Raw genomic sequence first — 13,519 nt, 5'->3', positions numbered from 1 at the left:
AGCAAAAAAATTTATTATAATCTTGTTATTTAAAATGACTTAAGGATCTGGCCTTTAATTCTATAAAGGCTGGCTTTAGAGTTGATGCCATTAGTTTTATCAAAAAGAGAGAGTATAAAGATTTAAAGCCTGATGGAGAAGACGATCTGGCTGAAATTCATTCCCTTACCGCCAATCAGGAGGGAATACTTGACTATTTAAATGAACTAAACGAAAAGTCTTTTTCAGATTACAAAATTGTGACTGTTGCTGAAATTTATCCTGATAAAAGTGAAAGAATGAAAGAATTTGTGGGTGAAGGCGGTCCTTTTGACTTTATCTTTGATTTTAGACACACTGATTTAGTGATGAGGCCTGACAGCAGCTGGATGCAGGAAAAAGAATGGGATTTAATGAAACTAAAAAAAGTTTTTAATAAAATTCAGCAGACATATGATCAGGACAGTCGGGTGGCTCTCTTTTTAGAAAATCATGATCAGCCGCGCAGCTTGAATAAATATCTGGATGACAAAGACATTAATCGGTATTCAGCCAAAATGCTGGCAGCTTTATTTATGCTGATGCGGGGAGTTCCCTTTATTTATCAGGGACAGGAAATAGGGATGACCAATGTTAAATATGATTCGATTGAGGATTATGATGATGCAGCTTCAATCGGAAAATATAAGATGGCTTTAGAAAATGGTCATCAAAAAGATGCGGTTTTGAAAGCTGTCTGGAATAGGAGCAGAGATAACAGCAGAACTCCTATGCATTGGGATGGCAGTAAAAATGCGGGTTTTAGTTCTGGAACTCCCTGGCTTAAAGTTAATTCCAATTATAAAGAAGTTAATGTTAAAAAAGCATTAGATGAGCCTGATTCTTTATACTATTTTTATCAGAAGCTGATTAATTTAAGAAAAAAGGGTAGTTATTCAGAAACTTTAATAAATGGCAGGTACGAGCAGCTGCTGGAAAACAATCAGGATTTAATGGTCTATTTGAGAATAGGGCCAGAGAAAAAAGTGCTGGTGATTGCCAATTTTAGAGACAGGAATGTAGAGTTAAATCTGGATTATGAATTAAGGAAACTGATTTTAAGCAATTATACTGATAGTGAAAAAAGATTAAAAGTAGATCGAGATGAGATTAATTATACGTTTAGACCTTTTGAGACGCTGGTGCTGGAAGTTGAATAAAGTTAAACGTCCTTCTTTTTAAAATATGCTTATGCTATATTTTTCTTTTAACTTTCATTTAAGTTGTTGATAATATATAATAGAGTTAAGCATTAAAGAAAAAGGAGGCTGCTCAAAATGTCCAGAATACCATATGGTTTAAGCGATTTTTCTGATCTGAGAAATGAAGACTATTTTTATATTGATAAAACAAAACATATTGAGACTCTGGAGAGTTATGGTGAAAAGTATATATTTTTCTTAAGGCCGAGGAGATTTGGGAAGACACTTTTTCTATCAACTTTAGAACACTATTATGATATTCAGGAAAAAGAAAATTTTACTGAGCTTTTTGGAGACTTATATATTGGCCAGAATAAAACTAAGCTTGCCAATAATTATTATATACTTAAATTTGATTTTTCTGGGGTTGAAACTTCAGAGCCAGAAAAGATATATGATAACTTTAACCATTTAATTCTGGAAGCAATCAGTACTTTTATTAATAAATATCAAATTGAAGTTGAATATCGAGAGGCACCGGGGAGTGCAATAGCTACCCTATCAAGTTTTTTAGAAGCAGTACAATATGAAATTGACAATAAAATATATCTTTTAATAGATGAGTACGATCATTTTGCCAATGAAATTTTAAGTTTTACCTCAATAGATAGATTTGAAGATACAGTTAGCAAACAGGGATTTTTACGTAAATTTTTTGAGGTCATTAAAAAGAAAACAGGTTCAATAATTGATCGTCTTTTTGTTACCGGTGTCAGCCCGATTACCTTAGACAGTATGACCAGCGGTTTTAATATAGCTAAAAATAAGACTATGGACAGCAATTTAAATACAATGATGGGCTTTACTGAAAAAGAAGCTCGCTATTTGATTAAACAGACTCTCCCTGATTATGATCTCAACTCAATGCTGCAGAAGTTAAAGGAATACTATGACGGCTATTTATTTACTCCCCGGGCTAGTGAACGGGTTTTTAATACAGATATGCTTTTATATTATGTCAGCGAATATCTAATTGATAATACGGAACCTTCAGATTTGATTGACAGCAATATTTCGAGTGATTACTCCAAACTGCAGAATCTTTTCAGTCTTAAAGATAGAAAACAAAATTATGCTATTTTAGAAGATATTCTGGCTGGAAATGATCAGAGGGGAAAGGTAACAACAGAATTTAATCTGCAGCGGAAATTTACCAAAAAGGATTTCCTGTCTTTATTGTTTTATCTTGGATTTTTAACCATAGATCGAGAAGAAGATGGATTCATCTACTTTAGAGTTCCCAATTATGCTGTTAAAGAAATTTACTTTGACTATTTTAATTCAATTATCAGTGAGGAAACTGAATTTGATTCACTGGAGATTGAAGCTTCAGTCGTAGAAATTCTAAAAAATGGAGATATCAATCCATTTATTGAGAAAGTCGAAGCCACTCTGGCTGCACTTTCTAACAGGGATTATATTAAATTTGATGAGAAATATATTAAAGTTTTAATTTTTTCCTATCTTAATCTAACCCAGCTTTCGATAGTCAAAAGTGAGTATGAGGTAGAAGAAGGATATCTGGATTTAGCTTTACTGAGAAGAAATAAGGGAAAAGGTAATTATGATGCTTTAATAGAGCTTAAATATATTAAAGCTGCTGATTATAAAGAAAAAGGAGAAGCTTTAGTTGAGCAAAAATTAAAGGAAGCTTCTGCGCAGCTGGAGCGTTACGGTAGAGTAGCTGAGTTTAAAGATAGAAAAGACTTAAAGAAATGGGCACTGGTCTTTGCCGGTACAGATGCAGCTGCAGTAAAAGAAATTAGATAAAAAATTAAGCCTTCTTTGAAGTTATGTTTATAATTATAACTTCAAAGAAGGCTTTTTAGATATTAAAGCACATTCCCCGCAAAATATTCAACGGCCTGAATCACGGCCATTTTTTTAACTTTATTATCGTTAATTTTTTCTGATTTATAAAGTCCCAGTGCACAGTAGAGACCGGTATAGTAATGTGGATTCCAACCAGGGTTATAATATTCGGCAAATAAGCGGTGGAGATAATTGACAGTTTCCTTATAATTCTGATCCAAGTTATAAAAAAGAAAATCTAGCTTATCCTTATAATTTGCTGGAGAAAAATTATCTTTAAACTGCTGATAACTTTCTGCGATTTGAGTTTTTTCTTTATTATTTGAATCAACAAGTTTCAGGCGTTTTTGATCAATGTTTTTACTGCTAAAGTAATTTTCCAGGATACGGTAGGGAGGAATTTTCTGATAAAATGAGCTGTCTTCCAGCATAAAAAAGGTATAATAAGTGATCATATGGTGCAGATTAACTATTCCACTACCAGAAGCTGCTTTTCCAGAATTCCAAGAGCATAATAAAAGGCGTTATGAGAATTCCCATTATTAATTTCTTCGCCCAGTTTTGTATAGGTTCTTTGATTAACCGATTTTTCTTTATAGCCACTGCTGTCTGCTTCTAGATTAATAAAATGTCTTTCAGATAATCCAAGCACTACAACTCTTGCAATTTCCAGTTCTGATTCTCTGCTAAAATAATTCTTTTGCGAAAGTTCTCTCAAAAAAAGACTCATTTTGACAAAATGAAAAGACCCATAGCGCAGGCTGCATTCCATCAGCATTAATGGTATTAAATCTTCAATCAATGAGGCCAGCGAAAAACTGTTGTCGGTTTCTAATTCTTTGAGGTATTCTTTAATCTCCTTCTGGTTGTGATTAATTATCGCTTTTTTGAGTTGGGAATCCATTGTTTGTTTACTCCTTCTGATAATTAGTTTTTGACTTTATACTTATATTCTATCATATCTAATACAGAGATAAAATTCCCAACTCTCTAAGCAACATCTCTTTAGCTGTCATTAAAATTTACATCTAATTGTAATTTGTAGTTATTCTTCTAGCCTAAATCTCAAAATCTGATCATCATTTTCTCGCGGTCTACCTCGGCCATCACGATTATTGGTTAAAAAGTAAAGATAACCATCAGGGCCCACAACTGCTTTTCTAATCCGACCGTAAGTTGCACTTCCAGCCCCATCATTAAAGAGATGTTCAATACTTTCTACATTATATTCATCCTTGTCTCGATTCAGTCCTATTCGAACCAGAGATTGGCTGCCTAAAGTTCCTACATATAAATCTCCGCGATAAAAAGTCATTCCGGAAGGTGGAACAGTATCTTCCCACATAATGAGTGGATTTGCATATTCTCCATCTTCAAAATAACCAATTTTATCCGGCCAGCCGAAATTGCTTCCTGCTTCAACAACTTTGATTCGATCCTTTGCTCTTAGACCATCTTCACCAGACGGACCGTGGTCAGAAATAAAGAGATCTCCTGTTTCTGGATGCCAGGCAATTCCCTGTGGGTTGCGGTGACCTAAACTGTAGACAGGAGAGTTTCCAAATGGATTATCATCAGGAATTGTACCCTCTGGAGTAAGGCGCAGAATTTTTCCTCCCAGATTGTCTAAATCCTGTGCAATTTCGCGGTTAAAAGTTTCTCCAGTTGTAATATAGAGCATTCCATCCGGTCCAAAGGCAATACGTCCTCCATTATGGTTGTTCCCGGCAGGAATCTGATCAATGATAATTTCTTCTTCAACTGCCTGGTTCCCCTGATCGGTAAATCTAGAAACTCTATTATATAACTGGCTGTTACTGCTGGTGTAAGTATACATCAGATAAATATATGGTGTTTCTGGAAAATCTGGATGATGGACCATTCCCATTAAGCCACCTTCTCCTCGAGAATCAATATCTAATTCTAAATAAGTTTCACTTTTTAGATTTCCGTTTTCAACCTGCAGTACTCTGCCATCTCTTTCGCTAATTAAAGCTCGATTACTTTCTGGCAGAAAAACTAACTCCCAGGGGACATCAAGATTCTGCTGCCAGGCTTCAATTTCAATAGTATCCGGATTCAGTACATATTCATCTTCTACATTCTGTGGAAACTGACCGACTCTAATTTGCGCCTGAACTGAAAGTGATAAAGCAAAAATCAAGATTAGTCCGAGCAAAAACACTTTCTTTTTCATATCTATTACCTCCACATTTAGGGATTAAAAATCAAACTTTTCTTCTGTCTTAATTGTATTATTTATAGGAATTGATTTCTAAAAAGCATTTAACATTTTCAGAAGATTATTTACAGACTGTTAATTTCTAATTTACACTATCGTAATAATAGGGTGATATGATTGAGTTAAGGAATAATTTAGGAAAGGAGAAGTGGATTTTGCTTAAAGTAGGTGAGGAAATGAAATCAATAAAAGTAGGAGCTGTCTTTAGGGAAAACAGAGGAGTGACAGTGTCAGTTTCTGCCAGGACCAAAAATCTGGTAGACATTTTTAATCTCAATAATATCCAGAGTATTGTTGTACTTAAAGAAGAGCGGGCAGTCGGTCTGGTGATGCAAGACAAACTTTTTTATCGTCTGGGCAGCAGATTTGGCTATAACCTTTATATGCAGAAAAATGTGGAGGTAGTAATGGATTCAGAGCCACTTATTATAGATTTTGAAGAGTCTATTTTAAAAGTTTCAAAAATAGCGATGAAGCGCCCACAGGAAAAAATTTATGATTCAATAATAATTACTAAAAATAATAAATACTACGGCATTCTGTCGATTAAAGACCTGTTAATAGAAGTTTCAGAATTAAAGATAAAAACTGCCAGAAATGCTAATCCCTTAACTGGTTTGCCGGGTAACTTAACCATTGAATCTGAAATTAAAGAAAGAATAAAAATCGAAGAAAAGTTTTCTGTTCTTTATCTGGATCTTGATAATTTTAAAGCCTATAATGACAGTTATGGTTATCAGAAAGGTGATCAGGTAATTAATTATACAGCAAAAGTACTTAATAATTGTGCTCAAAAAATGGTGACAGACACCTTTGTTGGCCATATTGGTGGAGATGATTTTGTAATTATCACTGCTGCAGCAGATGATGAATATCTGGCAGAGTTGATTATAGAAGAATTTGACAGGGGGATTCGTAATTTTTTTAAAAACAAAGATTTACTAAGGGGTTATATAGTTTGTTTTGATCGGCAGCATCAGATAGTTAATACTCCTCTGACTTCAATTTCGATTGCAATAGTTTCAAATTGTGATGGAAAGTTAAAAAATCATCTAGAAATTAGTGACCGAGCTGCAGAATTAAAGAAAAAAGTAAAAGAAATACCGGGAAGTAATTTTATTAAAGACAGGAGGATGGAAAAGACGAATGGAGAGTTTGAGTTATGCTAAAAATATAAATTTTGATTACAGTTATTCCAGTCTCTTGAAAAAGATGATTAAGGAAGCTGATTATAATACATATTTACACAGTCAGCGTTTAAAAATGCCCGCTTTGCTACTGGGGGAAGAACTAGAGCTTGAGAAAGATGAGCTGGAGAATTTGATGCTGCTGGCTGAGCTTCATGATCTGGGAAAAATAGTTATTTCGAATGATATTTTATTTAGTGATGGTCCTTTAAATGAAAGTGAGTGGCAGCAGATCAAAGAACATCCGGTGACAGGTTTTCAAATTGCCTATACTTCTTTAGATATGGTCGATGTAGCGGAAGGAATATTAACTCATCATGAGTGGTGGGATGGAAGTGGTTATCCTCTGGGTTTAAAAGGGGAAGAAATACCTCTGGCAGCCAGGATAATTGCCTTAGTTGATGCCTATGATGTAATGAAATATGGACGAAATTACAAAAAGGCAATGAGTGATCAGGAAATTATCGAAGAGTTAACGGTAAGTTCCGGCATTCAGTTTGATCCACTTTTAGTAAAAATATTTATTGATTTAATTTCAACTAATTCACTTAAAAACTAAATAAGTTATAATCTTAAGACAGTTTCTATTTTCAGATGGAACTGTTTTTTAATATTGACAAACTAACAATCGTTAGTTATAATTAAAATATGATATATGAGCGAAGCAAATTAATTATTAGATAAGATTTTCAACTGGAGGTGAAAGAGTGGCTTCTACTAGAGAAAAAATTTTAAATGAGTCCCTAGATTTATTTGCAGAAAATGGATACCATGGGACTTCAATGCGAGAGATAGCTAAAGCAGTTGGAATTAAGGGCAGCTCAATTTATAATCACTTCAGCGGCAAAGAGGAAATTTTTTCAGAATTATTTAATTATCTGGCACCTCTGGATTTGAAATCCGAAAAATTCAGGACTAAATTTCAGGCAGCAGAAGCTGATCCACTCGAAACTCTTAATTATTTTGGCAGCATTGTAATTGAAGAAATGAAGAACCCAAAAAAAGTTAAACTTCTGAAGATGATGCTTAGGGAAAATAATAATCCTGTGGTTAAAAAAAGGCTGCAGCTCAGAATGGAAAATAATATAGAAAGAATCACCGCTTTTTTTCTTCGCCTTAAGCAGGAGGGGAAAATCAAAAGCAATTTAGATCCAGAATTTACAGCAAACGAATTTGTCGGGGATTTGATTTATTACAGAATGCGGTATTTACTTTTTGAACTCGACAGTTTTGAAGAATTGAAGGCAGCTACAAAAAAGCATATCAGTTTTTTCTGGGAGAATGTCAGGGTCAATTAAGGAGGAGAAAATGATTAAAAAAATTACGATTTTCTTTTTGATATTATTCTTTTTTAGTGCACAGTTCAGTCTGGCTCAGGAATTAGATGGGGAACAGGTTTTAAAAAATTTAGAAACATCCAGGCAGGCTGAAAGTCATCAGATGAAAATGGAAATGGAATTATACAGCAGCTCCGGTGATATGAGGAGCAGAACCCTTAACAACTATCGACTTGAAGGAGAAATTGAACGATCTCTGATGCAGTTTACTGAACCTGCAGACATCAGCGGCACCTCGTTTTTACTATTAGATGATCAGGCCAATAATCAGGAAGATATGTATCTATATTTACCAGCACTGGGCTCAGTCAGGAAAATATCGGGAAGTCAAAAAAATGGTAATTTTGTTGGCTCAGATTTAACCTATAATGATCTCAGCATTTTTAGCGGAGCAAATTTTAGAGATAATTATCAGGCAGAAATGATATCGGAAGATAATGGGATAATTGAGCTGCATCTGGAAATTACAGATCCGGATATTGACTACAGCTATGGTAAAATGTGGGTTAAAAAAGATCTCTGGCTGGCAGAAAAAATAGAGTATTATGATCACCAGGAGAAGTTATTAAAGGTTATCACTCTAAGTGACTTTGACGAAATTGATGGTAATCGACTGGCCCGTAAGATAGAGGTGGAAAATGTTCAGAGAGAAAGCAGAACAATTTTAAAGCTGGTGGAAGTAGATTTTGATCCAGAACTTGACCCCAGTATCTTTACAACCCGCTATCTGCAGCGTCAGTGAGTCAATTAGTCTGCAGAATTTAGAGGAGGTAAGCAGTAATGACAAATATCAGGCAAAAAAACAAACTAAATAATTTGCTTTCCATTTTAGCTTTGACTTTAATTTTAAGTCTTATCCTTACATTTAATCTGAGTGCAGCTTCCTACAGCGGAAAATTGAGCACTTCCGTAATCTATGAACAGGGATCAGAACAGTGGCAGGATCAGAGCCTGCTGGAATTCGACTTTCAGCAGGATTTAAGTTCTGATTTAAACTATTATTTAAAAGGTGCTTTAACTTTAGAAAGCTATTATCAGCAGGATCAAAAAGAGAGAGAATTTGAGTTTGAATTCAAAGAAGCTTATCTAAATTATTATACAGCTAAGATTGACTGGAGGCTGGGGAGACAGAATTTTAGTTGGGGCAGTTCCTATAATATTAATCCTCTCAATTATTTTAATCCAATTGATCAGGGTGCAGTTGATCCTTTTCAAAGTAGAAAGGCTGTTGATGGAATCAGAGCAGCCTACTATCCTAATTTTAATTGGCAGCTGACAGGGGTTTTAACTGAGCATGCAGAAATTGATGAACTGCAGTCTGCAGTTCAGTTAATCCGCAGGCGCTGGCGGGGTTATGATCTTGCTGCCTCTGTTTTTAGCGGCAACAGCCTGCAGGCAGTGCCAGGGGCAGGTAATTTTTATCCCGAAGTTAACAAAATTGGATTTGATTTTAAGGGAGATTTCAGCAGCAAAAATATAGGGCTCTTTTCCGAATTTGTCTCCAGTGATTATCAGAACGCCCGGCTGGAAAATACCAATGAGTTAATCATTGGTCTGGATTATAAATTTGAGAATAATCTTTATCTTCTGGGACAGTATTACTATCAAGAATTACCTTCTGCTCAATCTGAAACAAATCAATTGTTAATTTTGAGGGCTGAAAGACCTTTCGCATATTTTCATAACTGGGAGCTTAATTTGATTACTGACCTCAAAAAAGGAATGTCTCTAGTTCGACCCAGAGTTATTTTTTCTTTAAAGGAAGGTCTTGATTTAGAAACTGGAGCAGTTATCAAGCTCAATCAGAAAAAAGAAAGCAGTTTAAACTACTTAAATCAGGAACTTATCTATCTTTCTTTAAGTAAATACTTTTAGCAGAGGAGCTGATCTGAATGCTGCAAAAAATAATAGAAAAAGTTTCTTCTCTGGCAGTTAAACATCCGCTTCCAGTAATTTTGATCTTTATTTTAATAACACTTTTTTCACTTTATAATTTACAGGCAATAGAGGTTGATACGGCAATTAAAAGCCAGATTCCGGAGTCTATGCCTTCCCGGACTAGAATAGAAGAGATTGAAAATATTTTTGGTGGAACAGAAATGATTATGCTGACAGTGGAGGCAGAAGATGTGCTGGAGGCAGAGCTGCTGAGGAAACTCAGGTTTATTTCAGATGAATTGGGTAAATTAAGAGAAGTTGATCAGGTAAACAGTCCGTTTACAGTAAATATTATTGAGGGGAGAAAAGATGAACTGCTGATAGAGAGTGCAGTCAGCACTATTCCAACAGATGAAACTGAAAAAGAAAGTCTGCGAGAGCGGCTTGCAAATAGCGAACTGGTAATGGGATCAGTTTTTTCCAGAAACTTTAAGGCGGTTAATATCGCTGTTATACTGGCTGAAGACTTTGATGATGCAGAGGTCAAGAAAAAAATCAACGCTATTTTGGCAGAGGCAGACGAAAAATTTTCGGCTGAAGAAAGTATATTAAAGTCCGGTCTGCCAATCATAAGAGCCTTAAATGCAGAAATTATGCAGCACGATATGAGGCTTTTAATGCCTCTGGGATTAGTGATTATGCTAATTTTTCTCTTTCTCTGCTTTAAACAGTTGCGGGGTGTATTTTTACCTTTTCTAGTTGTTGTGATGTCAATAATATTTTCTCTATCTCTGATTCCAATTATAGGTTGGAAGTTCCAGCTGCTGACAGTTATTTTGCCGGTAATCTTAATTGCTGTGACCAATGATTATGGGATTCATATTATTGCAGCCTATCAGGAGCTGGCAGTTGAAGAGAAAGATTCAGTGCAGGTCAGTAAAAATTCGGTTTTAAAGCTTGGTGCGCCAGTAATAGCTGCTGGGGTTACAACAGTTGTTGGTCTGCTCTCACTTTCCACTCACCTGATAGTACCGGCCAGAGAGCTGGGGGTGCTGGCAGGGGCCGGAATCACCTTTGCTCTTTTTGCCAGTCTTTTATTTATTCCGGCTGTTTTGTCGTTGCTTAAAGTTAAGACTCCACTGCAAGATTATCAGACTGGGGCTGAAAATTGTAAAGAAAGTGGAAAAAAAGGAATTATAACCACTGTACTTTTTAAAATTGCCAGGCTGGTTGGTAGAAAAGCTAAACTGATTTTAATTGTCAACTTTTTAATTGTTCTGGTTATTTCTGCAGGAATTTTTATGCTTAAAGTTGACACTAACCCAATTAATTTCTATGACGAAGAGTCTGATATTGTGCAGGCTACAGAAATAGTTAATCAGCATTTCGGAGGTGCAAATTCTATTTCTGTAGTTGCCAGAGGTAATATTACTCAGTCTGAAATGATGCAGAAAATTAGTGATTTTGAGCTGGCAATTAAAGAATTTGAAAATGTAGGAGAAGTAAGCGCAGTTTCCACAATCATTAGGACTATCAATAAAGAACTCCACAATGGTCAGCCAGAATTCGAAAAGATCCCGGCTGTTGATTCTGCTTTATCACAGTATTTACTGTTATTTTCGATGTCTGGTGACCTTGATAAAATGATTGATTTTAAAGAAGAAAATGCACTTATAACTGCCCGAATTAAAACAAATAGTACTGAAGAAATTAGAGAGATTCTCAATAAAATTAAAAATGAAACTCAAAATTATGGAGCAGGAACCTTTCCTTTAATAGGTGGTTTTGGAGATCTGCTGTCTGAGCTGGTTAATGCGGTTGTTCGGGGCCAGGTAGCCAGTCTTTTTCTATCAATAATTCTGGTTGCAGCTGTAGTTATGCTTTTATTTAAATCTTTTACAGCCGGTGTTTATACATCAGTTCCTTTGATAACTGCTTTAGTCTCTTTATTTTCGCTGATGGGCTTTTTAAATATAAAACTCGATATGATTACCACTATGCTTTCTTCGATAATGATCGGTGTTGGAGTTGATTATACCATTCATTTTCTCTGGCGCTATCGCGAAGAAAGGAAAGATTTAGCTAAAGAAGAGGCTCTGATCGAAACACTTACAACTTCAGGCCGGGGAATAACCTTTAATGCCCTGTCTGTAATAGTTGGATTTTCAGTTCTTTTTGTTTCTGGATTTTTACCAGTTAAATTCTTTGCTTTTTTAGTAACAGTTTCTATTGCCACCTGCTTAATTGGAGCACTGGTGATTCTTCCGGCCTTAGTCCTGGTTTTTGAACAATAGGTACCAGGTACCGAAAACGATTTCTGGTACCTGGTACCTATTTATTTACCTATTTATTAATAAACTTGATATTATTCTTAGCTTTGTTATAATAAAAAGTGGTTGAAAGAGAAAACAGGAGCAAATTATTCTCTAAAAGAACAAATCGCTTCTAATCAAAGCACAATCTTATACAAGGTCAAAAATGCTCAAAAAGGATTATAAACTTTTAAGGAGGGTTTTTACTTATGGAAAGAATTAGAACGATTTTTGCTTCACTGATGATTATAACACTGCTGATGACAGGAATGGCTTTGCTGCCAACAGAAACACAGGCTCAGGATAATACAATTGAGCTCGGTTATGTAAACTGGGCGGGTACAGTTGCTGAGACACAGGTTGCTGTGGTAGTACTGGAAGAAATGATGGATTATAATGTAGAGACAACAATGGTTGGAGTCGGTCCGATTTACGCAGCTCTGGCTGAAGGTGATATTGATGCCTTTATGGGAGTTTGGCTGCCCCAGACACACGAAAGTTATATTGAAAGATATAAAGATGACATTATTAAAACCGGTCCGAACTATACAGGAGCGAGAATAGGACTTGTGGTCCCGGAATATGTTGATATTGATTCTATAGAAGAATTGAATGAACATAGAGATAAATTTGATGGACAGATTACAGGAATTGAACCCGGTGCTGGAGTAATGGAGGCAACTCGGACTGGTATTGAGGAATACAATTTGGATTTTGATCTCTTAACAAGCAGTGGCCCGGCAATGACCGGTTCTTTAGAAAGTGCAATTCAGAACGAAGAATGGATTGTTGTAACAGGCTGGCGTCCACACTATAAATTTGCAAAGTTTGACTTAAAGTTTTTAGAAGATCCAAATAATGTTTATGGTTCTAAAGAAAATGTTTATACATTCCATAATCCACAGTTAGCTCAGGAACATCCGGAAGTGGTAAGCTTTTTCCATGACTTTAGAATGACCACCGATGAAGTAGGTCAGGTTATGGCCTGGATTGAAGATGGAATGGAAGCAGAGGAAGCTGCGCAAAAATGGGTTGAAGAAAATGAAGAAAAAGCTCGCGGCTGGACTAATCCGGTTGTAGTTTCAGAATAAAATTATATATTATAAATCTTAGAAATTAGAATATATCATAGAAAACCCCTGCCTTAGTTGGCAGGGGTTTAATTTGTTTTAAGCTATTGATCTTTGTCCCTCTTCCCCTGTACTAATTTTAACAGAATTTTCGATATCACTGACATTAATTTTCCCATCACCAGTTTCGCCTGTTTGAACAGTGTTTTTAATTACATCTACATATTTATCTACTTCAGTATAGTCAACAACGAATTCTATCTTAACCATAGGGGTAAATTTAATTTTCAAATCACTATCTGCTAACTTAATTGAATCCTGGTTAAAGTTTTTTGCTTCCAGAATATTTAATTCCTTCAGCCCCATAGAATTTAATTTTTTAACTAGTTTATTTAACTTATCTGATCTAATAAAAGTTTCAATTTTTTTCATTTCAACCCCTCCTTTAGTTAATATTAAGA

The 13,519-nt window shown here is 35.3% G+C and carries 13 protein-coding genes; 9 read left to right on the top strand and 4 right to left on the bottom strand.

Going from position 1 to position 13,519, the window contains the following annotated elements; genetic code table 11:
• The first annotated feature begins 47 nt into the window (after positions 1-47).
• Positions 48-1,178 (top strand): alpha-amylase family glycosyl hydrolase, encoded by a 1,131-nt coding sequence (locus DFR80_RS01000; RefSeq protein WP_369862540.1) that lies wholly within the window; start codon positions 48-50, stop codon positions 1,176-1,178.
• A 117-nt stretch (positions 1,179-1,295) separates the two neighbouring features.
• Entirely contained in the window at positions 1,296-2,990 is a 1,695-nt protein-coding gene (locus DFR80_RS00995) for an AAA family ATPase (protein ID WP_114488956.1), read from the top strand.
• A gap of 62 nt (positions 2,991-3,052) precedes the next feature.
• On the opposite strand, the gene DFR80_RS15325 is transcribed toward DFR80_RS00995, so the two are convergent.
• From DFR80_RS15325 to DFR80_RS00985, 3 genes are all read right to left on the bottom strand, one after another.
• A complete protein-coding gene (locus DFR80_RS15325) occupies positions 3,053-3,487 on the bottom strand; it encodes a hypothetical protein (RefSeq protein ID WP_233493650.1) in 435 nt (144 codons plus the stop codon).
• 14 nt (positions 3,488-3,501) lie between these two features.
• The gene (locus DFR80_RS15320) at positions 3,502-3,936 is read right to left on the bottom strand and encodes a hypothetical protein (RefSeq protein ID WP_233493649.1); all 435 of its coding nucleotides are present in this window, start codon (positions 3,934-3,936) and stop codon (positions 3,502-3,504) included.
• A gap of 141 nt (positions 3,937-4,077) precedes the next feature.
• On the bottom strand, positions 4,078-5,229 hold the full coding sequence (locus DFR80_RS00985) for a sorbosone dehydrogenase family protein (RefSeq protein WP_114488955.1): 1,152 nt from the start codon (positions 5,227-5,229) through the stop codon (positions 4,078-4,080).
• Between the two features lie 200 nt (positions 5,230-5,429).
• On the opposite strand from DFR80_RS00985, the gene DFR80_RS00980 reads away from it, so the two are divergent.
• The 7 genes from DFR80_RS00980 (at position 5,430) to DFR80_RS00950 (ending at position 13,079) form a co-directional block, all read left to right on the top strand.
• A complete protein-coding gene (locus DFR80_RS00980; protein ID WP_158537665.1) occupies positions 5,430-6,443 on the top strand; it encodes a GGDEF domain-containing protein in 1,014 nt (337 codons plus the stop codon).
• Complete coding sequence (locus DFR80_RS00975) at positions 6,421-7,020, top strand: HD-GYP domain-containing protein (protein ID WP_114488953.1); 600 nt, start codon at positions 6,421-6,423, stop codon at positions 7,018-7,020. Before DFR80_RS00980 ends, DFR80_RS00975 begins: the two co-directional genes overlap by 23 nt.
• 148 nt (positions 7,021-7,168) lie before the next feature.
• Positions 7,169-7,759 carry a TetR/AcrR family transcriptional regulator gene (locus DFR80_RS00970; protein ID WP_158537664.1) on the top strand — a complete coding sequence of 197 codons (591 nt, stop codon included), beginning with the start codon at positions 7,169-7,171 and terminating at the stop codon, positions 7,757-7,759.
• Between the two features lie 10 nt (positions 7,760-7,769).
• The gene (locus tag DFR80_RS00965) at positions 7,770-8,540 is read left to right on the top strand and encodes an outer membrane lipoprotein-sorting protein (protein WP_158537663.1); all 771 of its coding nucleotides are present in this window, start codon (positions 7,770-7,772) and stop codon (positions 8,538-8,540) included.
• Between the two features lie 38 nt (positions 8,541-8,578).
• The gene (locus DFR80_RS00960) at positions 8,579-9,673 is read left to right on the top strand and encodes a DUF1302 family protein (RefSeq protein ID WP_114488950.1); all 1,095 of its coding nucleotides are present in this window, start codon (positions 8,579-8,581) and stop codon (positions 9,671-9,673) included.
• 17 nt (positions 9,674-9,690) lie between these two features.
• The gene (locus tag DFR80_RS00955) at positions 9,691-11,970 is read left to right on the top strand and encodes an RND family transporter (protein ID WP_114488949.1); all 2,280 of its coding nucleotides are present in this window, start codon (positions 9,691-9,693) and stop codon (positions 11,968-11,970) included.
• A gap of 227 nt (positions 11,971-12,197) precedes the next feature.
• Complete coding sequence (locus tag DFR80_RS00950) at positions 12,198-13,079, top strand: glycine betaine ABC transporter substrate-binding protein (protein WP_114488948.1); 882 nt, start codon at positions 12,198-12,200, stop codon at positions 13,077-13,079.
• A gap of 78 nt (positions 13,080-13,157) precedes the next feature.
• Here the strand turns inward: DFR80_RS00950 and DFR80_RS00945 are convergent, their stop codons facing one another.
• Positions 13,158-13,490 carry a P-II family nitrogen regulator gene (locus DFR80_RS00945; protein WP_114488947.1) on the bottom strand — a complete coding sequence of 111 codons (333 nt, stop codon included), beginning with the start codon at positions 13,488-13,490 and terminating at the stop codon, positions 13,158-13,160.
• Positions 13,491-13,519: the final 29 nt, after the last annotated feature.

This window comes from Halanaerobium sp. ST460_2HS_T2, from assembly GCF_003337665.1.
Lineage (GTDB): Bacteria > Bacillota > Halanaerobiia > Halanaerobiales > Halanaerobiaceae > Halanaerobium > Halanaerobium kushneri.
Note: the sequence above shows the minus strand (reverse complement) of the source record. Positions and strands in the feature narration are given on the sequence as shown.

Bases quoted from the DNA above. Each gene is read 5' to 3' on its own strand.
- DFR80_RS00995 (WP_114488956.1), top strand. From the start codon at position 1,296: ATGTCCAGAATACCATATGGTTTAAGCGATTTTTCTGATCTGAGAAAT.
- DFR80_RS15325 (WP_233493650.1), bottom strand. From the start codon at position 3,487: ATGATCACTTATTATACCTTTTTTATGCTGGAAGACAGCTCATTTTAT.
- DFR80_RS15320 (WP_233493649.1), bottom strand. From the start codon at position 3,936: ATGGATTCCCAACTCAAAAAAGCGATAATTAATCACAACCAGAAGGAG.
- DFR80_RS00985 (WP_114488955.1), bottom strand. From the start codon at position 5,229: ATGAAAAAGAAAGTGTTTTTGCTCGGACTAATCTTGATTTTTGCTTTA.
- DFR80_RS00975 (WP_114488953.1), top strand. From the start codon at position 6,421: ATGGAGAGTTTGAGTTATGCTAAAAATATAAATTTTGATTACAGTTAT.
- DFR80_RS00965 (WP_158537663.1), top strand. From the start codon at position 7,770: ATGATTAAAAAAATTACGATTTTCTTTTTGATATTATTCTTTTTTAGT.
- DFR80_RS00960 (WP_114488950.1), top strand. From the start codon at position 8,579: ATGACAAATATCAGGCAAAAAAACAAACTAAATAATTTGCTTTCCATT.
- DFR80_RS00955 (WP_114488949.1), top strand. From the start codon at position 9,691: ATGCTGCAAAAAATAATAGAAAAAGTTTCTTCTCTGGCAGTTAAACAT.
- DFR80_RS00950 (WP_114488948.1), top strand. From the start codon at position 12,198: ATGGAAAGAATTAGAACGATTTTTGCTTCACTGATGATTATAACACTG.
- DFR80_RS00945 (WP_114488947.1), bottom strand. From the start codon at position 13,490: ATGAAAAAAATTGAAACTTTTATTAGATCAGATAAGTTAAATAAACTA.